24 protein-coding genes are annotated in these 23023 nt (G+C 37.3%); 9 read left to right on the plus strand and 15 right to left on the minus strand.

Annotation, left to right across the window (positions count from 1 at the left end; translation table 11 throughout):
* Positions 1-597 precede the first annotated feature (597 nt).
* The 8 genes from BQ4443_RS04020 to BQ4443_RS04055 all read right to left on the minus strand — a co-directional run bounded on the left by BQ4443_RS04020 (position 598) and on the right by BQ4443_RS04055 (position 6031).
* On the minus strand, positions 598-1017 hold the full coding sequence (locus BQ4443_RS04020; protein WP_071058149.1) for a type II toxin-antitoxin system HicB family antitoxin: 420 nt from the start codon (positions 1015-1017) through the stop codon (positions 598-600).
* Positions 1018-1088: 71 nt separating this feature from the next.
* Positions 1089-1289, minus strand: a complete 201-nt coding sequence (locus BQ4443_RS04025; RefSeq protein WP_371128775.1) for a type II toxin-antitoxin system HicA family toxin — start codon at positions 1287-1289, stop codon at positions 1089-1091.
* Positions 1290-1417: 128 nt separating this feature from the next.
* On the minus strand, positions 1418-1939 hold the full coding sequence (locus tag BQ4443_RS04030) for a DUF4760 domain-containing protein (RefSeq protein ID WP_083331849.1): 522 nt from the start codon (positions 1937-1939) through the stop codon (positions 1418-1420).
* A 205-nt stretch (positions 1940-2144) separates the two neighbouring features.
* Positions 2145-2366, minus strand: a complete 222-nt coding sequence (locus BQ4443_RS04035; protein WP_071058152.1) for a hypothetical protein — start codon at positions 2364-2366, stop codon at positions 2145-2147.
* 9 nt (positions 2367-2375) lie between these two features.
* Positions 2376-2558, minus strand: a complete 183-nt coding sequence (locus BQ4443_RS04040) for a hypothetical protein (protein ID WP_071058153.1) — start codon at positions 2556-2558, stop codon at positions 2376-2378.
* 645 nt (positions 2559-3203) lie between these two features.
* Positions 3204-4202 carry a DctP family TRAP transporter solute-binding subunit gene (locus BQ4443_RS04045; RefSeq protein WP_036694517.1) on the minus strand — a complete coding sequence of 333 codons (999 nt, stop codon included), beginning with the start codon at positions 4200-4202 and terminating at the stop codon, positions 3204-3206.
* A gap of 51 nt (positions 4203-4253) precedes the next feature.
* Positions 4254-5552, minus strand: a complete 1299-nt coding sequence (locus BQ4443_RS04050; RefSeq protein WP_023951392.1) for a TRAP transporter large permease — start codon at positions 5550-5552, stop codon at positions 4254-4256.
* Positions 5549-6031, minus strand: a complete 483-nt coding sequence (locus BQ4443_RS04055) for a TRAP transporter small permease (RefSeq protein WP_023951394.1) — start codon at positions 6029-6031, stop codon at positions 5549-5551. The genes BQ4443_RS04050 and BQ4443_RS04055 overlap by 4 nt, the downstream gene beginning before the upstream one ends.
* 285 nt (positions 6032-6316) lie before the next feature.
* On the opposite strand from BQ4443_RS04055, the gene BQ4443_RS04060 reads away from it, so the two are divergent.
* Positions 6317-7210: a LysR substrate-binding domain-containing protein gene (locus tag BQ4443_RS04060; RefSeq protein ID WP_071058154.1), complete on the plus strand. Its 894-nt coding sequence runs from the start codon at positions 6317-6319 to the stop codon at positions 7208-7210.
* On the opposite strand, the gene BQ4443_RS04065 is transcribed toward BQ4443_RS04060, so the two are convergent.
* Both BQ4443_RS04065 and BQ4443_RS04070 read right to left on the minus strand, forming a co-directional pair.
* On the minus strand, positions 7194-8480 hold the full coding sequence (locus BQ4443_RS04065) for an L-pipecolate oxidase (RefSeq protein WP_071058155.1): 1287 nt from the start codon (positions 8478-8480) through the stop codon (positions 7194-7196). The two genes, BQ4443_RS04060 and BQ4443_RS04065, sit on opposite strands and share 17 nt — an antisense overlap.
* A 93-nt stretch (positions 8481-8573) precedes the next feature.
* Positions 8574-10067, minus strand: a complete 1494-nt coding sequence (locus tag BQ4443_RS04070) for an L-piperidine-6-carboxylate dehydrogenase (protein WP_071058156.1) — start codon at positions 10065-10067, stop codon at positions 8574-8576.
* Positions 10068-10255: 188 nt separating this feature from the next.
* On the opposite strand from BQ4443_RS04070, the gene BQ4443_RS04075 reads away from it, so the two are divergent.
* Positions 10256-11194, plus strand: a complete 939-nt coding sequence (locus BQ4443_RS04075; RefSeq protein ID WP_023952830.1) for a bifunctional Delta(1)-pyrroline-2-carboxylate/Delta(1)-piperideine-2-carboxylate reductase — start codon at positions 10256-10258, stop codon at positions 11192-11194.
* Positions 11195-11257: 63 nt separating this feature from the next.
* Here the strand turns inward: BQ4443_RS04075 and BQ4443_RS04080 are convergent, their stop codons facing one another.
* Complete coding sequence (locus tag BQ4443_RS04080; RefSeq protein WP_023952832.1) at positions 11258-12373, minus strand: high-affinity branched-chain amino acid ABC transporter substrate-binding protein; 1116 nt, start codon at positions 12371-12373, stop codon at positions 11258-11260.
* 428 nt (positions 12374-12801) lie between these two features.
* On the opposite strand from BQ4443_RS04080, the gene BQ4443_RS04085 reads away from it, so the two are divergent.
* The 7 genes from BQ4443_RS04085 to BQ4443_RS04115 all read left to right on the plus strand — a co-directional run bounded on the left by BQ4443_RS04085 (position 12802) and on the right by BQ4443_RS04115 (position 19421).
* Complete coding sequence (locus BQ4443_RS04085) at positions 12802-14040, plus strand: dicarboxylate/amino acid:cation symporter (RefSeq protein ID WP_256330880.1); 1239 nt, start codon at positions 12802-12804, stop codon at positions 14038-14040.
* Between the two features lie 88 nt (positions 14041-14128).
* Positions 14129-15391, plus strand: coding sequence for a 2-aminoadipate transaminase (locus BQ4443_RS04090; protein ID WP_031274845.1), 1263 nt, complete (start codon positions 14129-14131; stop codon positions 15389-15391).
* A 36-nt stretch (positions 15392-15427) separates the two neighbouring features.
* On the plus strand, positions 15428-16807 hold the full coding sequence (locus tag BQ4443_RS04095; RefSeq protein ID WP_071058157.1) for a 2-oxoadipate dioxygenase/decarboxylase HglS: 1380 nt from the start codon (positions 15428-15430) through the stop codon (positions 16805-16807).
* Between the two features lie 547 nt (positions 16808-17354).
* The gene (gene trxA / locus BQ4443_RS04100) at positions 17355-17735 is read left to right on the plus strand and encodes a thioredoxin (RefSeq protein ID WP_023950131.1); all 381 of its coding nucleotides are present in this window, start codon (positions 17355-17357) and stop codon (positions 17733-17735) included.
* A 519-nt stretch (positions 17736-18254) separates the two neighbouring features.
* Complete coding sequence (locus tag BQ4443_RS04105) at positions 18255-18437, plus strand: YgaP family membrane protein (RefSeq protein ID WP_023950132.1); 183 nt, start codon at positions 18255-18257, stop codon at positions 18435-18437.
* Positions 18438-18462: 25 nt separating this feature from the next.
* A complete protein-coding gene (locus BQ4443_RS04110; protein WP_071058158.1) occupies positions 18463-18999 on the plus strand; it encodes a rhodanese family protein in 537 nt (178 codons plus the stop codon).
* Between the two features lie 110 nt (positions 19000-19109).
* Positions 19110-19421, plus strand: coding sequence for an ArsR/SmtB family transcription factor (locus BQ4443_RS04115; RefSeq protein WP_071058159.1), 312 nt, complete (start codon positions 19110-19112; stop codon positions 19419-19421).
* A 42-nt stretch (positions 19422-19463) separates the two neighbouring features.
* Here the strand turns inward: BQ4443_RS04115 and BQ4443_RS04120 are convergent, their stop codons facing one another.
* The 4 genes from BQ4443_RS04120 to phaR all read right to left on the minus strand — a co-directional run bounded on the left by BQ4443_RS04120 (position 19464) and on the right by phaR (position 23017).
* Positions 19464-20042, minus strand: coding sequence for an IMPACT family protein (locus BQ4443_RS04120; RefSeq protein ID WP_071058160.1), 579 nt, complete (start codon positions 20040-20042; stop codon positions 19464-19466).
* A 59-nt stretch (positions 20043-20101) separates the two neighbouring features.
* Entirely contained in the window at positions 20102-21703 is a 1602-nt protein-coding gene (locus BQ4443_RS04125; RefSeq protein ID WP_023950137.1) for an ABC-F family ATPase, read from the minus strand.
* Positions 21704-21830: 127 nt separating this feature from the next.
* Positions 21831-22463 carry a GTP-binding protein gene (locus BQ4443_RS04130; RefSeq protein ID WP_071058161.1) on the minus strand — a complete coding sequence of 211 codons (633 nt, stop codon included), beginning with the start codon at positions 22461-22463 and terminating at the stop codon, positions 21831-21833.
* 5 nt (positions 22464-22468) lie between these two features.
* Positions 22469-23017, minus strand: coding sequence for a polyhydroxyalkanoate synthesis repressor PhaR (gene phaR, locus BQ4443_RS04135; RefSeq protein ID WP_071058162.1), 549 nt, complete (start codon positions 23015-23017; stop codon positions 22469-22471).
* Between the last annotated feature and the right edge of the window lie 6 nt (positions 23018-23023).

Consider the following 23023-nt stretch of genomic DNA (forward strand, 5'->3'; position numbering starts at 1 on the left):
TTATAGATCCGTGTTTTGATGATTTTATACCTAAAAATAGGGCACTACGCTTTTATACATTTCAATGTAGCCTTTTTTACTCATTTATCAAATGAGAATAACTTTTAAATAGGGTATATGCACGGGAAAAGTGTAATTTATGTAATTTGATAGTAAAACATACTGAAGAACCGTATAGATACTATATAAAAAAATTACAGTCATACTGTAATTTACTGTAACCTAAAATGTAATTTTTTTATAAGTTATTGATTTTATTATATTTTGACTTTTCGAAAAATTACACTTTAAGACTGTAACCTGATTACACTTTAGATACATAAAAATTACACTTTTAAGATTTTCTAAAACACTGATGAATAAAGGCTTATAAGACGATTTTAGAAAAAAATTACATAAATTACACTTTTCCCGTACATATACCTAACTTTTTTTTCGTGAATATTTATTATTTAAATTCATTCAAAATAATTTTTATATTAATTATTTTTATATTTAAGCATTCACAGATACTCATCACAAAAAAAGCAGGGAAAACCAGCTTTTAGCCATAAAAAAACCGCCCTAAATAGGACGGCTTGAATAACAAAAAGCTAATTAGTGTGACACAGATAACGTAATAGGATTACCTATTTTAGCCATAATACGGCTAATCGTATCAATCTTAGTATTATGATTAGGTGTCAAAATACGTTGGATTTCTGGAGGTCTAATCGCTGTAAGACGTGCTAACTCCGCTTTACTTACTTTTTCTCTAAGCATAGTATTATGCAATAATACTTTGGCATAAATACTATCGGGTAAAAACACGGCTTCTTCACTTTTTTTAACTAATCTAGGCGCTGGAAATTGCTTTTCCTCATCAAAATAAATCTCTACGCATGAAATTAATATATCTTCTGCCATTTCCATTGCTTCTTCATAGGTATCCCCCTGCGTAATACCTTCTGGTAAGTCAGGAAAAGTAACCACAAATCCGCCTTCTTCGGCTGGTTCAAAATGTGCTGGATAAAACATAATTAATAATCCTTTAAAGTTTGTGTGCTGTTCACAGTGTGCCAGCTAAGCCACCTTACGGTGGCTTGCTTTTACTTTAAGCCTAGTTGCTTTTTAACCCCTTCGACTAATCCCGTTTTTAACTCCTGTGCTGGGTGTCTGGGGAGGTGGCTTATTTTGCCGTTGTAGTACAGTTTTAAATGTTTGGAACCATTCTCAACTGTGACCCCTTGGCTTTTCAGCCACCTTAGGAACTCGCTTTGCTTCACTGTGACTCCTAAGTTGTTGAACATGTTTTTATTATATGCAAATTTGCATATAATGTAAAGAAAAATTAGCAAATTTGCAAATAAACAACTACATCATTAACCATAAAAAAACCGCCCCTAAAGGACGGTTTGAATAATTTTTAATTTAAAAATTATAGTTTTTTAATTCCTCGCTTTTTCCAACGCTTCGCAATCCATTCTAATTCTTGATAATATGTAGGAACATTTTTCCTTCTTCTAATTTCCATAACCAATGGTTCCACTGCACTCCATAATTTTATGAGATTAGTGAAATTCAAATCTTTATAAATTTCTTCTTCAAATGCTCTTTTTCGTACGCCTTGTGCAATAAACTCTAATCGATTTAATACAAAACGTATATTATCCAGTTCGTCATGCTTTTCATCTAAAAACTTAGCATAATCAACTAAACAAACACCACCACTTACTAACCTACTAATGCTTGCGTATTTAGTGTTATATTCTTCGTCTCGTTGCTCAGCAATAATTAAATCAATTGTTGCTCTACGACGTGCAATTTTGCCATTATGATAAATAACAATAGTCGCACAAATAGCAGATAAAATAATGGCTCCTGTTTGTATCCAGAAGCCAATGGTTTCACCGAGATATAACACAATTTCACTCACGTTAGTTTCCATCCCATCCTTCATATAAAAAACCTTTCATATCAATTCTCCTTGCATTGTGTTCCTAAACATCAAATGATATGTTTAATTTATTATACCAATCTAGTATAAAAAAAGGAATATAAACCAATATAAACCAATACAAACCAATATAAACCAATACAAACCAATCAAATGTATACACAAAAAACCGCCCTAAATAGGACGGTTCTAGTTATCTCTGTATAGATTAATTCATATTTTCGATAAAGTTGCCTTTATCCACATTATCGTGAAGTGCCACAACCAATGTATTAAGAACCGTTAGATGTGGTCCTAAAATGGCCAGGATCTTATCCATCGATATCGGGTGATAATGGACGTATTGATCCCAGATGTCAAAGGTGCTGTTAATGGCAAATTCAACAGTCATTAAGGCTTCTGCTATCTCTTCCAACGTTAAATCTTTCATCTTCCTCTCCTACTTCACTAATGTAAACACTGGACGTGTTTTAGGGTCTTGTGCTGTCGCTGCTGCCCTAGCTGCATCACGTGCACGTAGCTGTGCGGCCAAGATTTTCATGCCGACGGCTATAGAGACTTTTTCGTTAAGAGATAACTGCTGAATCTGCTCTTGTTGAGCATTATTGATGTGATTGTTCATAACTGAACTCCTTGGAAATTTAGTTAGTAATATCACCCAAATTAGGGTGACGGGCTTCAACTACCGTTCCAAGACGGCGACTGGTATTCCCCGAAGGTCTTGTATTTCCAGTTCTCGACCCGTCATAAAAGACGTGACTGCCTAATTCAATAGGCACAAAAAAACCGCTTGACTGACGGGTGCGGAAACCGCTTGGAAATTTAGTAGTGGCTCCATTATGCATCGCACCCGAGGTTTTGTCAATACTGCGGTTTAGGGTATTTAAGAATGATGTAGTCGTATCTGAACAATAAGAATGCTGGGCTCGTATCTATGTTCCATTGCACGCCCTCGCAACCATCGTTAAATATTGTTGATTAGTTAGCAATTTACTAGCAGATGTCCAAATATGGGCATATACTCTACAATAAGTGATGGTACAGCTCCAAGATATTCTAAAAAGCAGGTCTGATTTTATCAGTCCTGCTTTTTATTTTGTCTGGCTACTTATCACTGTACTTTATAAAGCTTCTCAATATAGTCGCTCAAAAAGACTTGTTGATTGCTGATCACCTCTTATATTCTCCCGTAACTTGATAAGTCGTCTACGGGAGATAAACAAAATTGCATTAAAAACCAATCTTCATTAACTTAGAAAAATACTACCTATTTTTTACGATTTTCAATATCTTTTAGAGCTAAATCAATCAAATCAGCACCAATGCGATCTTTCCATTTAGCAAAAACAGGCTGCGTTGCTTTAACAAAAGCTTGATACTCTTCTGCTGTTAGTGAGACTACTTCTACTCCTTGACCTTGAATATCTTTAATTAAACCATCATCACCTGGTGAAATTCCTTTGCGAGCAATAGCAATCTCTTGTTTACCAGCATCAATAGCCGCTTGACGGACAATTTCACGATCTTCTTTAGACCAAGAATTCCATACCTCTTTATTAACCACAAAAACTAAAGGATCATTTACATAATTCCAAAGTGTTAAATATTTTTGACCCACATTATAAAGTTTAGAGCCATTATAAATAGCCAGTGGGTTTTCTTGTCCATCAACCGCTTTACTTGCTAAAGCTGGTTGAGCATCTGCCCAGCTCATTTGCACTGGATTAGCACCTAATGCCGTAAAGGTATCCATAAACAATGGTGAACCTACCACTCGTAATTTTAATCCTTTTAAATCTTCTGGTTTACGAATCGCTTGTTTAGAATTACTCACTTGACGATAACCATTTTCACCCCATGCAAGAGGAATCACACCTGCTTTTTCAATTCGTTCAAAGATCTTTTTACCAACCTCTCCCTGCGTTAAAGCATCCACTGCTGCATAATCAGGCATTAAAAAAGGCATTGAAAACAAATTTAACTCTTTAATCTGTGGTGACCAGTTAATTGTCGAACCAACAGCCACATCAATAATACCTTGTCGAATAGCCGGAAACTCTCGTGTTTGATCTCCTTGTACAAGTGAAGTACCCGGATAAATCTTGAATTTAATGCGACCTTGTGTACGTTCACTGACTAAGTTAGACCAAATTTCAGTAGCTTGCCCCCATGGAAAAGTCGTATTTACCACTAATGATAATTTATATTCATCCTTATATTTACCTTCAGCATGAACTATTGGTGATAGTGCCACCATACCCATCATTAATGTAGCACCTAAGCATAATTGTTTAACTATTTTTCTCATGTTATCTCCTTAACTATTTAAATATCTTGGTAATGCTGTCACTAAATCTGGAAAAATCACTAATAACAATAAAGCGACACACATTCCTCCTAACATCCACAATACCCAACGAACAGTACTCTCAATAGGCACTTTCGCAATACGACATGACACCATTAAATTGACAGCTAAAGGGGGAGTAAATTGACCAATCGCCACCATCATGGTTAACAGCACCCCAAACCATACTAGATCCCACTGAAAATGCTCTGCTATTGGCAATAAGATAGGAACAAAAATTAAGAAAATTGAAATCCCATCCAAGAACATACCAAAAATTATCAATAGCAAAATAAGTAATAACAAAACGGTATACTCTCCCAATCCTGAATTCACCACAAATTTTGTAATAGGATCGATAATACTTAAGGTTGATAATGCCCAAGCAAAAATTCCAGCAATCGTCACCACAAATAGAATAACAGCTGATAACTCTGCCGAGTCACGTAAAATAATCAATAAGTCTTTGAATGTAATCGTACGATAAATCACCATACCAATAAAAAGACCATAAAACACAGCAACAACAGCTGCCTCTGTCGGTGTAAACCAACCTAAACGCATGCCACTTAAGAGTAAGGCAGGTGCTGTTAATCCCCAAAATGCTCGCACAAAACTAGGCCAAATAGCGGGACGTTCAATATCCTTTTCCAAAAGCCCCATCTTGTATTTACGAGAAAGATAAATCGCAGGAATAATAATTGATATGCCCGCTAATAAGCCTGGTATTGCTCCCGCAACAAATAAATCTAATACAGATGCTTGCGGAACTAAAATAGCATAGATAATAAACGCTACCGACGGTGGAATTAAAATATCCGTTGCAGCACCAGCAGCGACTACTGAAGCAGAAAATTCTGGCTTATACCCCGCCTTAGTCATAGCACCAATCATCACACCACCAACCGCTGCTGCACTCGCTGGCCCTGATCCCGAGATACCACCCATAAACATAGCTACTAATACTGAAACCATTGGTAGCATTCCTGGCCCTCGCCCAATAACAGCTGTCGCAAAATTAACAATACGCAGTGCCACACCTGAACGCTCAAAAATTGTGCCTAATAGAACAAACATAGGAATAGCTAACAAAGGATATTTAGAAAGTCCTGCATAAAAACTTTGAGGAACACTCATCAATCCAAACCATGTTGTATCTAAATTATTAAAGACAATCGCCACAATACCTGAAACACCTAAAGCAATGGCAACGGGCACACCAATGATGAGAAAAATAGCAAATAAAATAAATAACAAGGCAGCAATCATGCATCACCTCGTTTTAACGCAACTAACATTACCCACCACTGCCGAAGTAATCTGAAAGTAATTAATGTTGATAATATAGGTAAAAAAATAGAATACCACCATGTTGGTATACCGATGGCAGGAGAGACATCTCCATATTCCATCTCATCCAAACAAAGTTTGGCTAGTAATACAGTAAATAAGATAAAGAATAACAGGCAAATTGTTCCTGATAAAAAATCAAGTACCTGACGTGTCTTTGTAGTAGCTCGATTTAATAAAAGCTCAATACGGATATGTTGGTAACGTACAAAAGCCGAACTAGTTCCCAACATAGTAACTAGGATTAATAAAAAAATTGAGATCTCTTCGGTCCACGCAAATGATTGTGTAGAAAAATAACGTACTAATACGTTACCCATAGTAATGCAGGCTAATGCTGCTAATAAAATGACTTGTAGTGTATCCTCAAGCACTAACCACTTCTTTTGTTCAAACATCAAAAATCCAATACTCTATGTAGACGTATTACTACGTCTTGCTACAATCAAGAAATACAAAACTTTTGTGCATAGTCAATTCAGTAGTGGTAATACTGTGGCTATTCTTGACCTTGTGAGTCAATATAAAGATCGCCGTTGAAACTATCGCTACATTGCAACATATTACTCTGAATTATCTGTTCGTAAAACCAAGGTAAACCCTTAAAATACTTCCGATATATCATATTAAAATCAATTATTTCGTATAATTGTTCAGTTGTACTTTATTAAATGTGAATGTATATGAGAAAAATTGCTGCCAGCAAATTTCCTTCCATGACCTCCTTGCGTTGTTTTGAAACCGCGGCTCGTCACTTAAGCTTTACTCATGCAGCAAAAGAACTTTATATGACACAAAGTGCTGTAGGTAAACAAGTTGCTTTATTAGAAAGCATTCTAGACTGCAATTTATTTATACGTCACAAACAGCGTCTTGAGCTCACACCTATAGGCGAAAGATTTTTTCATGATACACAAGATGCCTTAAATAAGGTTGAGGAATCAGTATTAAATGTTCTGGCTCATAGTCATGCTATGGCTACCTTAAAAATTGTCTCTCATCCTACCTTCTGTGCTAGATGGTTAATTCCTGCTTTAAAAGGTTTTAGCAAAGCTAATCCTAATATCCACCTTGATGTACACGATCAAGTTGGTGATTTTATTCATACCGATGCCAGTGAGCTTGATGTGGGTTTTTTGCATGGGCATGGTGTATGGCCCGGCATGGCAAGTATTAAATTATTTGATAGTCATTTTGTCGCCGTCTGTACGCCCGAACTCAATCCATTACCAATGTCTGATCCAAATTGCATTGATAGTGTCACACTTATACAATCTCGTATCCGTCCACATGGTTGGCTTGACTATTTTGCCTCAGCTAATATGTCTTGGGAAGGTGTCTTTGCTGGACCTCGCTTTGATTCTTTTTATGACGTAGTTCATGCAGCTATTTCAGGATGTGGAGTAGCTCTTGTTCCTGATATTTTTGTCAAAGAAGAATTACAAACGGGCAAACTGAAACTTGCTTGGTCACATATGTTGGAACGAAATGGTGCTTATTATATGGTACATCCATCTAATAAGTCAGATGTACCTCATGTCAAAACACTTATTGAATGGATTAAACAACGATTTTAAGGCATTGTCCTGCGTGATAAAGGGCAATACCAGTGTCATAAAGCGTCGCTCTCATCTTTCTGAAAGAAATAATGCTTTCCTCTATCGTTTTAAATGGCAACGGTAAAACACTTCTATCATCTGTATGTAAATAATCTGCAAATGCTTTGCCTAACATTGTCCCTGTCGTAATACCCCGACCATTAAATGCGGTAGCAGCTACAACCCCTGGCGCTGGCTCAAAAATACGCATAATATGATCTGTAGTAAAACCAAAGCGACCACACCAACGATATTGCCACTTGATCTGATCCATATACTCAGGAAAATATTTTTTTAGCATAGTATTAGCCCAAGCCACATACAAACTTTCTTTATTTTCAGACAAACCAACTGTACCTAATAACAAGCGATTATCTTTATCTCGTCGAATACTAGAAAGGGCTAATCGAGTATCCCAAGAACCATTTCGATAAGGCAAAATTTTATCTGAAGCGTCACCTACTAAAGGCTCAGAAGCAATTTGATAATAACAAACGAAATAAATGGTTTTTAAAATATCAGTCCATTCCCCTTCTGTATACGCATTAGTTGCAATAACTACTTTATCTGCATGCACAGTACCAGATGAGGTGACCACATCCCAGGCATCTCCTACACGGTTTAGCTGTTGAACGGCGGTATTTTCGAAAATATTAACGTTCAATTGATAAGCAGCTTTAGCTAAACCTACCACATAAGCATATGGATTAACTGTACCTGCTCGTTTATCCAACAATGCTTTTTGAATACTCGTCGTCCCACAGTATTCATGACATTTAGCACCGGATAATACTTCAACATTAACGCCTCGACGGGTCAGTTGTTGATAACGATTATCTACATCTGCTTCACCTTCTGCATTATGTGCCATATGCAGATTACCTGTACGACTGTCTTGTGCGTCAATATTGAACCGATCAATCATACCAAACACTAAACTAGGGGCTTTGCCAAGTGCCGTCGTTAAAATTTCTCCTTGTTCGTCACCTAGATATTTATTTAAATCATCCGGTTTTGCCCATGTTCCGGGATTCACAAGCCCCACATTTCTACCAGACCCTCCCGCTCCAATTTGATTTGCTTCAAGTAAGACAACGTCATAACCTTTTTCTGCCAAATGAATAGCAGAGGATAGACCGGTAAAACCACCACCAATAATACATACTTGTGTCTTAGTATCACCGTTAAGTCTTGGATAAGTATCAATTGAATCAACTAGGGTATGCCATAGAACTTGGTCTTGTATCATTTAATTTACCTTTTGGAACACTATTGAAAACAAGTGACTATCTGTTTTAGACAGCCACTTGCTAAATTACCTTACTCGTAAATGAAGAAATAATTACCCAAAATTAATACCTTGTGCCAGTGGTAAATCACGTGAATAGTTAATCGTGTTCGTTTGGCGACGCATATAAGCCTTCCATGCATCAGATCCAGACTCACGTCCACCACCTGTTTCTTTTTCACCACCAAAAGCACCGCCAATTTCAGCACCGCTAGTCCCAATATTTATATTAGCTATCCCACAATCACTACCTGTGACTGAAATAAACGTTTCCGCTTCACGAATATCATTGGTAAATATACAAGAAGACAAGCCTTGAGGTACTGCATTTTGTAAATCAATCGCTTCTTGTAAATCTTTATAAGGAAGTACGTAAAGAATGGGGGCAAACGTTTCTGTCTTAACAACTTCATTTTGTTCATTCATTTCGACAATAGCTGGCTCAACATAATAAGCTTCAGGATATTTGTCAGCTAACACTCGTTTACCTCCAAATACCTTACCACCAGTTTGAGTAGCTTTTTCTAGCATTAATTGCATTTGATTAAAAATTTGTTCATCAATTAATGGACCAACTAAATTGCCCTCTAATGGGTTTCCAATTGTCACAGAGGCATAGACTTTTTGTAATTTAGCCACAACCTCATCACGAATACTTTCGTGAACAATCAAGCGACGCAAAGTCGTACAGCGTTGTCCTGCTGTACCTACTGCAGCAAATAAAATGCCTCTAATCGCCAAATCTAGATCTGCACTTGGTGTCAGAATCATGGCGTTATTACCACCAAGCTCTAAAATACTACGACCAAAACGCTCTGCCACTTTAGGACCTACAATACGTCCCATACGAGTACTACCTGTTGCGCTAATGACTGGCACACGATGATCTGTAACAAGTTTATCCCCCACACTAGCATCACCTACTAATACCTGTGATAAATGCTTGGGAGCATCACTACCAAATTGTGCCATAGCTTTTTCAAACAACGCTTGGCAAGCCAATGCTGTAAGTGGTGTTTTTTCTGAGGGTTTCCAAATTAATGCATTACCGCAAACCAGTGCTAACGCGGCATTCCATGACCACACTGCAACAGGGAAGTTAAAGGCTGAGATGATACCTACGACCCCTACAGGATGCCATGTCTCACGCATATGGTGCCCTGGTCGTTCTGAACTAATGGTTAAACCGTAAAGTTGACGAGACAGTCCTACGGCAAAGTCGCAAATATCAATCATTTCTTGAACTTCACCCAAGCCTTCTTGGGTGATTTTGCCCGCTTCTAAAGACACTAAACGACCTAAATCTTCTTTATGCTCACGTAGCACATTTCCTAAAATGCGGACTAACTCACCGCGCCGAGGTGCAGGAACTTGACGCCATGCCTTAAAAGCAACTTCTGCTTGTTGAATCTGCACATCCACATCTGCAATAGTATGCTCTTTAACGCGACCAATTTGCTGTCCATCAATAGGAGAATGAACGGCTAAGCTACCTTGTTGATACACTGCCGAATCAACACCAAATTTGCTCATTAACGCTTCAATCATTTTCTCTCCTTTTATCAGTTCATCCTAAAATTTACTTTACCAAGTATTTAATACTATGGTTTAAGTCTAATACAGGTCAACTGAAAAAATATCTCTATATGATTACTTTTTTTCTTAATTAGGGTAATTCCTTATGCAAAGATTTTTATAAAGCTTTAATCTTGAAATAATACTTTTAGGAATATCATATGCAGATTTTTGACGCCCAACAAACTGAACAAGCACTCCCCTTTGTTGATTTAATTAATGCTCTTGAGAAAATGTTTATTGAAGGTTGCGAAGCTCCTCTTAGACATACTCATAAAATTAATAATCAACACAATGAAGCATTAGGAACATTATTAATTATGCCTGCATGGCAATCTGAGCGATGGTTGGGTATCAAAACTGTTTCTGTTTTCCCTCATAATCACGACTATCATTTACCTGGCTTACACTCTGTCTACCTACTATATTCAGCAAAAACTGGTAAACCTGAATCTATGTTTGACGGTGATGTGATTACCTCTCGCCGAACAGTGGCAGCCTCTGCACTTGCAGCAAAATATTTAAGTCGTCCTGACGCTAATTCTCTACTAATTGTTGGATCAGGTCGTGTCGCTAGTTTAATTGCTCAAGCCTATCAAGCTATACGCCCTCTAAAAACTATTTATGTATGGAGTAAAACTCAGCAAAATGCCGAACAACTAGTAAAAGAATTAAACCATCAAGGTTTTAATGCGCATTATGCCGATGACTTAGAGGCCACAGCTAAGCAAGTGGATATTATTAGTTGCGCAACACTTTCTACACAAGCAATTATTAAAGGGGAATGGTTACGACCAGGTGTACATCTAGACTTAATTGGTAGTTTTACACCTGATATGCGAGAAACTGACGACTCTTGTTTCAAAAACACATCCGTCTTTATTGATACCGAAGAGGCACTATTAAAAGCGGGCGATCTGCTTTCTCCCATCCATAACGGCGTGATAAAAGCAGAAGACATCAAGGCTAACCTTTCTCAGCTATGTAAAAAAGAGCATCTTGGTCGCACTAGTGATACTGAAATTACTATTTTCAAATCCGTGGGAAATGCTTTAGAGGATCTTGCCGCCGCTATATTAGCTCAAGAGAATAAAAGCTAAACCATTCAAAAAATAAAGGTTAGCTTGCCTAATAAGCAAGCTAACCTTACTAGCAATATTTGATTATTTCATGAGTGTACGAGTACCATCCTTGTGCCATGTAAACACTTGGAAGTCAAAAGAGGTCAAATCTCCTGATGGCTCCCAACTTAATTGACCAACCACAGAATCAACTTTATTACCATGCAACCATTTCGCTACTTCTATCGGGTCAGTACTATTGGTTGCTTTAATACCTGCTGCAATAGACTGAACACCTGCATAGGCAGTCATTTGGAAAGTACCCGATGGATCACGCCCCTTCTCTTGGAATAATTTAGTAATTGCAGCATTTTCTGGCTTCAATGAGAAATCAGGAGATAAGGTCACTAATAAGCCCTCAACAGCATCTCCAGCAACAGCGTTTAAGTCTGTACCAACAGCTCCTTCAGCACTCATAAATTGTGCCTTCAACCCCTGCTCACGAGCCTGACGTAATAGTAAGCCTAATTCAGGATAGAGCCCTCCATAAAACACAAAATCTATACCTGCTGATTTCATTTTTGTAATCACAGACGAATAATCCGATTCACCTGCATTAATACCTTCAAAAATTACGACATTACCACCTAGTTGTTTTAAATTATCACGCGTATACGTAGCAACTCCTTGACCATAGGTTTGTTTATCATGAAGAACGGCTATTTTCGTAGGTTTTACCTTTTCCATCACATACTTGGCTGCTACAGGTGCTTGTTGGTCATCGCGTCCAATTGACCGAAACACTGTTTCATAATTTTTGCCTGCGGTCACCGTTGGAGATGTTCCGCCAGGAGTAATCATTACTACGCCTTGCTCATTAAAAATAGGTGCAGCCCCCATTATCGCCCCAGAACAAAATGGACCAATAACAAAACCTATCTGTTGATTTACAACCGTATTAGCGGCAGTAGGTCCCTGTTTAGGTTCACAAGCATCATCAACCACCACCATTTCAAAAGTATTCCCATTAATACCCCCTTCAGCATTAATCTTTTCAATGGCAGTCATTACCCCATCCCGAGTCATATGACCATACTGAGTAACTGGCCCCGTAAAAGGACTAACGACAGCGATTTTTACTACCTCAGCTTGTGCCACAGAAACTGATAACACTAACCCTAAAGCAGTCGCTAAACTAGATAATTTTACTTTTATCATAATAAGAATACCTCCTAAAAAAAGTGGTCATAATGTTGTCACGGTTTTTACAGTTTATCCAAAACACTTTATATGCAACATATGATAATCCCTAAGTTTTTTAGGATTGAACCTTTCCACTCCTCGGAGAGCTAGTACAGTCCTTGTTCTGTATAGGCATTGGAAATTTTCTCTTTACTATATTCCAAATCGGAATAGTATGAGTCTATTTTTTCGTTTGTTAAATATCACTACATCCATTAAATTTCTCTTATTACAAGACATAACATTTTTTAGGGATAATCCTTATTTTTTAAATAATTCAAACATAAAAGAATATTGTCCTTAATCTATAAAAATTACTAGCTTTTGCTTTTCGTACAGTATTTCGTACATTAATAAAAAACACACAACCATATTAAGTGGTTATATAAAAATAGGAGCACAATATGAACATCTGGTCATGGTATTTGAATAAATCCTTTATGTCGAAAATGACGGTAGGCTTTATTCTCGGCATTTTATTTGGATTCATCTTTGGGGAAGGTAGTAGCGTATTAGCTCCCTTAGGCAAGCTATTTTTAAATTTATTACGTATGGTAGTAATTCCTTTAGTTGTGCTATCACTTATCGTTGCAGTTAACCACTCAAACCCTAGAGAATTAGGACGTATTGGCGCTAAGGTTTTCCCCTTCTATCTCATTGCTACTGGTATTTCGATTTTTGTAGGGATTGCCATTGCCCAAATTACCCACCCCGGTGTTGGCTTAAGTCTACCTGAAGGAGCAACAGTTACCCCTCCAAAAAGCCCAAAGTTTATTGATACATTAATCAATATGGTACCGAGTAATATTTTCAGCGCCCTATCAAATGGCGATATTCTTGCTGTCGTATTTGTCGCTATTGTCGTGGGTTTAGCGATTCTCTTTTTGCGTCACGCTGATAATGCTCAACAAAGAGAAATGGGTGAATTAATTTACAAAGTTATCGAGGCAGGTAATGAAGTCGTCTCTAAAATTTTAGCTGGCATCTTGCAATATGCGCCTATCGGTGTCATGGGGATTACTGCGAATACCATAGGAAGTCAAGGTATGGATACCGTGATTGCTCTTGGAAAATTTATTGGTACTGCCTATATTGGTGTTATCGCTTTGCTAGTGATTGTCTATCCAATCATTCTAAAATTATTTGGCGTTAAAGTTATCCAATTTTATCGTGACATTAAAGAAGCTGTCTTTACTTCATTTGCCACTAGCTCAAGTTTAAGTACCTTACCTATCACCATTCGTTCTGCAGAAAAAGCAGGCATTGGAGAGCGTGTGGCTAAATTAACCTTACCTATTGGTGCTACAGTTAATATGAATGGTACTGCCCTACGATTTGGTATGGCTGTGATTTTTGCTGCCGAAATTATGGGAATTAGTTTATCTTTCAATGAACTAGTTTCTATCGTACTTATTGGCACAATGGCCGCTGTCGGTACAGCTGGTGTGCCTGGTGCGGGTTTAATCGGTATGTCAATCGTATTTACACAAGCAGGTTTACCGATTGAAATTGTTGCCCTAACCGCAGGCATTAACTCACTCGTTGATATGATTTTTACATGTGGTAATGTCACTGGAGATTTAGTCGCTGCAAAAGTAGTAGACCAAACAGAAAAATGGCAGAGTTCAAAGACGTCAAGCTAAACGGCTAAACGACTAAACGACTATTTCCGACTATCACCATAATTTCTCTCTACTTGATTGAGATTATATGTTTTACAAAGGTTTTTATATGAATAGAAAAGGTATTAGCACAGCACTAGGTCTAGTTCACCCAATCACTCTTTCTCACGGAAAAAATGCTGAAGTCTGGGATACTGATGGCAAGCATTATATTGATTTTGTTGGTGGCATTGGAGTGCTCAACCTCGGACATTGTCATCCAGTTATTGTCCAAGCCATCCAAGAGCAAGCCACTAAAATGACCCATTACGCATTTAATGCCGCAGAGCATGAACCATATAAAAAGTTCATGGCAGAGTTAGTAGATTTTATCCCTATGAGTGGTGAGCTTGCTGGGATGCTTACTAATTGTGGTGCAGAGTCCACAGAGAATGCACTAAAAATTGCACGCATCAAAACAGGACGCACAGGTGTGATTGCTTTTGATGGAGGATTTCATGGTCGTACATTAGCAACGGTCAATTTAAATGGTAAAGTGAATCCATATAAACAAGGCTTAGGCAATTTACCAGGCCCTGTTTATCATATCCCGTTCCCAAGTAAGGATAACGGTATCAGCAAAGAGACTGCTGTAGCTGCTTTGGAACGTTTAACTCAAATAGAAGTAGATATCAACACAATTGCGGCTATTATTGTTGAACCGGTTCTTGGAGAAGGTGGATTCCAATTATTGGATATTGACTTTGCCAAATATCTTCGTGATTTCTGCCATAAACATGGCATTATCCTCATCTTCGATGAAATTCAATCTGGTTTCGGTCGTACAGGCAAACCATTCGCTTTCTTGCATTTAGGTATAGAGCCAGATCTTCTGTTACTGGCCAAAAGTATTGCTGGTGGTATGCCTTTGGGAGCTGTCATTGGCAAAACTGACTTAGTTAATTATCCTCCAGTTGGTAGCTTAGGGGGGACTTTTTCAGGTAACCCTATTGCTTGTGCAGCAGCATCAGCTACTCTTTCCATTATGCAGAGTGAACCTTTCCTTAGCTCATCAAAACACTATGAAGAGACAATTGAAAAAACATACCATCAATGGAAAGAACAAAACATAACGCCATGGTTAGGTCGACTAACTGGCGTAGGTGCCATGCGTGGTATAGAGTTATATCACCCAGAATTTGGTGCAGGTTCAGCCCTCTTAAGTAAAATATTAGTCACTGCTCGTGAACGTGGTTTGTTATTGATGCCTAGTGGTAAAAGTCGACATATTATTCGCTTGCTCACTCCACTCACTATTGAGCCAGAAATATTAGAGAAAGGACTCACTATTTTGTCAGACATTCTTAAAGAATATGCTGATTTTAAAATTTAAATCTTTAGAAAAACAATTACTAGAAGGAGCGACACAATGTCTCATTTTTTAAACCCTGACGAAATTCGATCGCGCTTTTCTGCTTTGATGTCAGATATGTATCAAAAAGAGGTACCTCTTTATGGCGATTTGATTAGCCTTGTCTCTGATGTTAATAAAAGTGTTTTAGAAAAATCTCCTGAAATTAAAAATCAACTGACTCAAACAGGTGAATTACCTCGTTTAGACTTAGAACGTCATGGTGCTATTCGTTTAGGTAAAGCAGAAGAACTTTTTACAATTCGTCGAGTATTTGCCGTTATGGGGATGTTTCCTGTAGGCTATTATGATTTAGCCCCTGCTGGCGTTCCTGTACATTCCACAGCATTTCGTGCTATCGAAGCCGAGTCATTAAATAAAAGTCCATTCCGCATCTTTACCTCTCTATTGCGTTTAGAACTTATTGATAACGAAGAGCTTCGACAAACTGCAACTAATATTTTAGCCAACCGCAATATCTTCACAGATAAAGCTATTGAATTAACGGAAAAGTCTGAACAACAAGGGGGACTATCTGCGGAAGATGCAGAAATTTTTGTACAAGAAGTATTGGAAACATTCCGTTGGCACAAAGAAGCTGCAGTGTCAAAAGATATTTATCAAGCCTTACATGATCAGCATCGATTAATTGCCGATGTTGTTGCTTTCAAAGGACCTCACATTAACCATCTAACACCTCGCACCTTAGATATTGATGAAGTTCAAATAGGTATGAGTAAACGAGGTATTCCACCTAAAGAAATTATTGAAGGCCCTCCTCGTCGAAACTGTCCAATTCTATTACGTCAAACAAGTTTTAAAGCACTAGAGGAAGCCGTTTCTTTTATCGATGCGGATAATAAAGTGGACGGTAGCCATACAGCACGATTTGGTGAAATTGAACAACGTGGTATTGCTCTAACAGCAAAAGGTCGAGCATTATATGATGAGTTATTAAATAAAACTCGTATTGCCACAAAAGGACAGCGTATTGAGGATAATCCTGATGCATACATGACTGTATTAAGTAAAACGTTCGAACCTTTTCCTGATACGTATCTTGAATTGCAAGCACAAGACCTTGCCTATTTCTACTATTACCCAGTAGAAGGAGCAAAACCTAACAAGACAGTCTCTATAGCAGATTTACCGCAACTCTTAAATGATGGGCTTATTCGTATTGAACCGATTGTCTATGAGGATTTTCTACCTGTTTCAGCTGCTGGTATTTTCCAATCAAACTTAGGAGGTACAGCACAAAAGCATTATGATGAATCATCTAATCGCACGGCGTTTGAAGAAGCATTAGGCGCCAAAGTTCAAGATGAACTAGCATTATATGCGGCTACTCAAAAAGCATCGATTGATGCATGCTTGGCTGCACTTAATAAAGTCTAGGAATTTAGTAGCTATTAATTGAGTCATTTTGTTCATTGAATCATTAAATAGACGATTTTTGATAGTTAGTCCCCTCTCATGTTTACGCATCAGAGGGGATTTCTATTTTTTTATCATTAACTCTTTGAATTGATAAATATATAGCTAAGTTATTTAACTACTCATTAAGTCATCAATAAAAAACACATATTAAACATATTATTAATATATATTTAATATGTTTATATAAATCTGTATAAAGCTTAGCCTTACTATAGATATAGACTCTTTTATGCAATAAATATCAGGGTATGACTTATTCTTACGGAGATAGTGTTGATTAAAACCTGATTAACTCACCTCTTACATAAAGGAGCTTATATAAAAACCAAAATACCTCTTACAAAAACCATATACTAATCAACTAATTCTCTATGCTCACATTGATAATCTTTTTCCTTTATTCTCTTAAGAGATAACAGATGATTTCAGCTTAACTTGAAAATATCGAAAACTACCCAATAATACATAGGTAATTCGCTAACCACTCAGAAAAAGGATTTATATTATGTCTGTTCAAGAGCTAAATGAAGGCAATTTTGCCTCTGTATTAACGGATACTAACACTGTTATCATCGATTTTTGGGCACCGTGGTGTGGCCCATGTCGTCAATTTGCTCCAACATTTGAAGCGGCAGCAGAAAAACATCCTGATATTGTTTTTGCCAAAGTAAATACCGAGGAACAACAAGGTTTAGCAGCGAGCTTTAATATTCGCTCTATTCCTACACTGATGATTTTCAGAGAAAAAGTCATGTTATTTAACCAAGCAGGCGCATTACCTCCTGCTGCCCTTGAAGATATTATCACTCAAGTCAAGGCACTTGATATGGCAAAAGTTCATGCGGAAATTGCAGCTCAGCAAAAGAACGAATCTAAGCCTGCTTAAATACATAGCTTATCTTTAACCCCCCTTAGCTTTGGGTATATACATTGGATATGCACAAAGCTATTTTGTTTTATGATTTTTTGTTATTCTTTCCTAACTCTTTAATTCTCTCTATTTATTCTACATTCTGCTCTCTTAGCGCTCTAGCCCCACTCTTTTACCTCTTCTTCTATATCGTTTGACCATCTGCTCTAGCTTTATTTGTTACAGCGATGAACATGTCTCTTTTTCTGTGTCATTTTGACTATTCTGACCTCTACCATCAGCTCGCTCATTTATCCTACCGTTGTAAAACACTATCCACTATTTCCTATATATCAGTTCTATCAATATGTATTCTCTCACTACTTAAACTCTAATGATTGTTTACTAATAGCTCCCTATTCTCATTCACTTCTTAACTTCTTTTTTATCATTATTAATTATTCAATAAATACATATCCTTCTCTTTACATATCAATTATTTTTAATATATAATAAATTTAATATTTTATTTTTTGAATATTTTAGGAGAATGATATGCCAGTAAATGTAGGAACAATTGACCGTGCAATTCGCATTATTTTAGGTTTAGTTTTAATTGGTTTAACCTTAAACGGAAATATTGGTGCTTGGGGCTGGATTGGTGTTATTCCGTTGGCTACTGGTATTTTTTCTCGTTGTGCTCTTTATTCACTCTTAGGTATCAATACAAATAAGTAGTTTTTTCCAGATATAGAGGTTATTAATGAGTATTAGCATTCTTAGTCCAAATGATGTTGCACAAAAACTAAAAGAAGGTGCCTTGTTGATCGATATTCGTCAGCTTAATGAATATCGTCGTGAACATATCCAAAATTCTGTTCAATGCACGCCTGAACAGCTTTCTACCAATGGTTTACCACAAGAGGCAGAACAAGCTTCCACTATTATTTTTCATTGTCGCTCAGGAATGAGAACTGGTGGTGCTGCCGCATTGCTTAGTCAATGTGCAAATGGCAAAGAATGCTATATCCTTCAAGATGGTATTGATGGTTGGAAAAAAGCAGGTTTAAGCACCTATAAAGATCAAAAACAACCATTAGAACTAATGCGACAAGTACAAATTGCTGCAGGCTTAATGATATTAGTGGGTGTATTAGCTGGTTGGTTTATTCATCTCGCATTTTTCATCATCAGTGGTTTTGTTGGTGCAGGCTTACTCTTTGCTGGTATCACAGGTTTTTGTGGATTAGCTCGTTTATTACAAGGTATGCCATGGAATCGTAACTATTTGCAAAACTAATTCTCAGTCTATCAACAATTTGCTGATGTATATGTTATAACTATACGTTTTGAAGAATGGATACCCTCTGTCGTCATCCATATGATAACAACACAAAAGGACAATGTTCTATGCTTAATACGCAAGAAATGCGTGCTCAATGCGATGAAGCTAGTCAATTTTTAAAGCTTCTCGCCAATCCAAATAGATTAGCTATTCTTTGTAGCTTGCATGAACAGCGTCATAATGTAACTGAGCTATCTCATCTGCTAGATATGCCACAAGCCGCTCTTTCTAATCAATTAATGTTGTTAAAAGAAGCTGGTTTTGTCGCCTGTGAAATTAAGCATAGAGAGCGTATTTATTATCTAACCGATGAGCGTATTGTTGAAACAATTGCTCTATTACATCGTTTTTTCTGTCATACAGAAATAGAAGCTTAAGTAACTCACTACTTAAGCTTCTGCTTTTCCGTCACTATCTCTTCAAACAGACCAGCTTCCTTTACCTCTTGTTAAATTAATATAGAGCTGTTCTAGCGTACTTAGTTCCGTATCTGGAATACTAAGCGTCCAAGTAACACCATGATCATTGAAGTCTTCGGTTAATAACGCTACACCTGGTTGCATTAGCCTAGACTTAAGCATGGCCATTTCAGAAAACTCGGCACTACATATAACTTTAGTCATGGGAATAATCTTATTTTTTTCGGCTAATTGCAAACACTTAGCTGCACATCCACCATAAGCTCGAACTAGTCCCCCAGTACCTAACTTGATACCACCAAAGTAACGAATAACCAGCACTGCCACATTCACTAAGTCCTGTCCTTCAATCGCCTGCAGAATAGGACGCCCTGCCGTACCTCCTGGCTCCCCGTCATCATTAAAGCGATAATTATCCTTCAGCTTAAATGCCCAACAATTATGCGTAGCATCTGCTTGGTTATGCTGTTGGAAAAAGTTCATTGCTTGTTCTACGGTTTCTACAGGCGCAGCATGACAAATAAATAGACTTTTTTTAATCGTTTCTTCAAAAGAAACCTCAGCCGTTAACGTATACATATCAGTTACTTAGGCGATTACAAAGTAAGTTAGCTTACCTTTAACGTATTATATAGCCATTAGCCTTCAATACCTCGTGATGCCAGGTACTCTTCATAGCCACCCATATAATCAATCAGTTCACCATTAGGCAAGATCTCGATAACTCTAGTCGCTAAGCCAGAGACAAACTCACGGTCATGAGAGACAAAAATAAGTGTTCCTTTGAATTTTTCTAATGCTAGCTGTAACGACTCAATAGATTCCATATCTAAGTGATTAGTTGGCTCATCCATTAATAAGACGTTATGTCTACCTAACATTAAGCGTCCAAAAAACATTCGGTTTTTCTCTCCACCAGATAATACTTTTACATCTTTAACGATATCATCCGCTGAGAACAATAAGCGCCCTAATACAGAACGAATTTGCTGATCCTCATCACCCGCTTGACGGTATTGAGCCATCCAATCAAACACATTCATAGAGTTGGCAAAAGCTTCTGAAACATCTTGCGCCATATAGCCCAAATCGGCATTTTCAGACCATTTCATTTCGCCACTATCAGGTTGCAGATCTTGTGCAAATAAACGTAATAAGGTCGTTTTACCCACACCATTAGCACCAATAATTGCTATTTTTTGGCCCGCTTCTACCATTGCAGAAAAGTCGGTAATCACTGGTTTATCATAAGCTTTTGATACATGTTCTGCTGTAACAGCTAAACGATGCATCACTTTATTTTGTTCGAATCGAATAAAAGGATTTTGACGAGATGATGGCTTAACCTCAACTTGTTCAGACTTAATACGATCAATTTGTTTTAAGCGTGACGTAGCTTGACGAGATTTTGATTTATTTGCTGCAAATCGTCTAACAAAATCTTGTAATTCTGCTACTCTTTCTTTTGCCTTAGCATTATCAGCAACTAAACGCTCTCTTGCTTGTGCAGATGCCAACATATAATCATCATAATTACCCGGATAAATACGAATTTCACCATAGTCCAAATCCGCCATATGAGTACAAACTTGATTTAAAAAGTGACGATCATGGCTAATAATAATCATCGTACTTTGATAGCTATTAATCACACCTTCTAACCAACGAATCGTATTAATATCCAAGTTATTGGTTGGCTCATCTAACAGCAATACATCTGGATTAGAAAATAAGGCTTGTGCCAAAAGCACACGTAACTTCCATCCAGGTGCTATCTCTTTCATCTGTACATTATGTTGCTCAACAGGAATTTCTAAGCCTAGTAACAACTCTCCTGCCCTAGCCTCTGCTGTATACCCATCGTACTCAGCAAACTTTGCTTCTAATTCTGCTGCTTTCATATAGTCATCATCTGTCGCCTCTGGATTAGCATAGATAGCATCTCTTGCTGTCATAGCATCCCACATCTCTTTATGCCCCATCAAGACCACATCTAAGACTCGGCAATCCTCATAAGCAAATTGATCTTGGCGTAATTTACCTAAACGTACACCAGGATCTAAAGAGACATTACCTGAAGTAGGCTCTAAATCACCACCAATAATCTTCATGAAAGTTGATTTACCAGAACCATTAGCACCGATAAGTCCATAGCGGTTGCCTCCACCAAACTTAACACTAACGTTTTCAAACAAAGGTTTAGGACCAAATTGGATAGTCAGATTTGCCGTAGAAATCACTGTAAATTTTCCTGAAAAATGATGAAATTAACTAAACCCCATATTGTAGAATACTTTTATGTATAGGGTATTGCTTTATGAATGGATAAAAATAAATCTATGCAATATTAAAGTAATTTTTAATAAGTTATAGAAATAAACGATGTTTTTTGAGTTGATGCTCTCTCAGTAGCCAATCTTGTCGCGCTTGAAGATAATCTTCTTCAAAATGAGCCAGCCGTATAATAGTTGCAGGCTTTAAAAGTGGACTCAATGATGTAAACTGCCGATAAAGCTGATCTAGCTGCTGATAAAATGAATCACATTGTTCTCTATCAATTTTATTCTCATCAACTACAATAGCATCTGTATTTTTTAATAGCTTATACAAACTCGTATCTATAGTTGACGTAGCAATCATCAATATATCAGATGGCTCCAACACTAATAATGTAGCCTCATAGACAAAACGTTCTTTTAAAAAAAACTCCTGTCCTAATGTATAAATAATATTCGCTGGATCGATATTTTCATGACAGTCTAAAAATAGATGCTGAAAAGGTTGGATTTTGCGTTGTAACGCTTGCATAAAAAGATTCCTTAGTGTTTCTGATGTCTCATTATGCAATTGGCAACATAGACAAACACCTTGAGCTAAAGGAATGCTGTGACGCAATGGAGCAAATACACTGGATGCAAAAATTTGGGTTAAATTATCTTTAATCGACAATCTAACCCGTTCTGCTTTTCCTAAGAGTAAACTGACAGGAATTCTAGACACTGATATTACTTATTTTCCTTTTCTGTTTTATCTATATTAAACGCATTGAAAAGAGTATTCGTCTGGTTTTGCATTTGCTCTTGCATTTGCAAAAATAAATTTTTAGACTGTTCCACGTAAGCATTCATGGCATTGTTTAATCCTGGCACTTGGAAATTACTCATTAACTGTGACCATGTTTCAGGATTAAATGGCTGATTATATAAAGATCTAGATTGTTCCGTGAGGGAATTCTGAATATCTGCAAATGCTTGCATATTTTTTTCCAAATACATCCCCATAACACCTTGCATGGCATGCCCATAAAAACGAATAATTTGCTTAAGCATATTCGCATTGAACATGGGCACACCACCACTTTCTAGCTCTAGAATAATCTGCAATAAAATACTGCGCGTTAAGTCCTCACCAGTTTTAGCATCAACTACTTGAAATTGCATATTATCAAGCACTAATTGCTTTACATCACTGAGGGTAATATAGGCACTTGATTCTGTGTCATATAACCGGCGATTAGGATACTTTTTAATAATACGCATAGTTAGATTAGTCATTAACTA

It is taken from the genome of Pelistega sp. MC2 (assembly GCF_900099475.1).
GTDB classification, from domain to species: domain Bacteria; phylum Pseudomonadota; class Gammaproteobacteria; order Burkholderiales; family Burkholderiaceae_B; genus Taylorella; species Taylorella indica.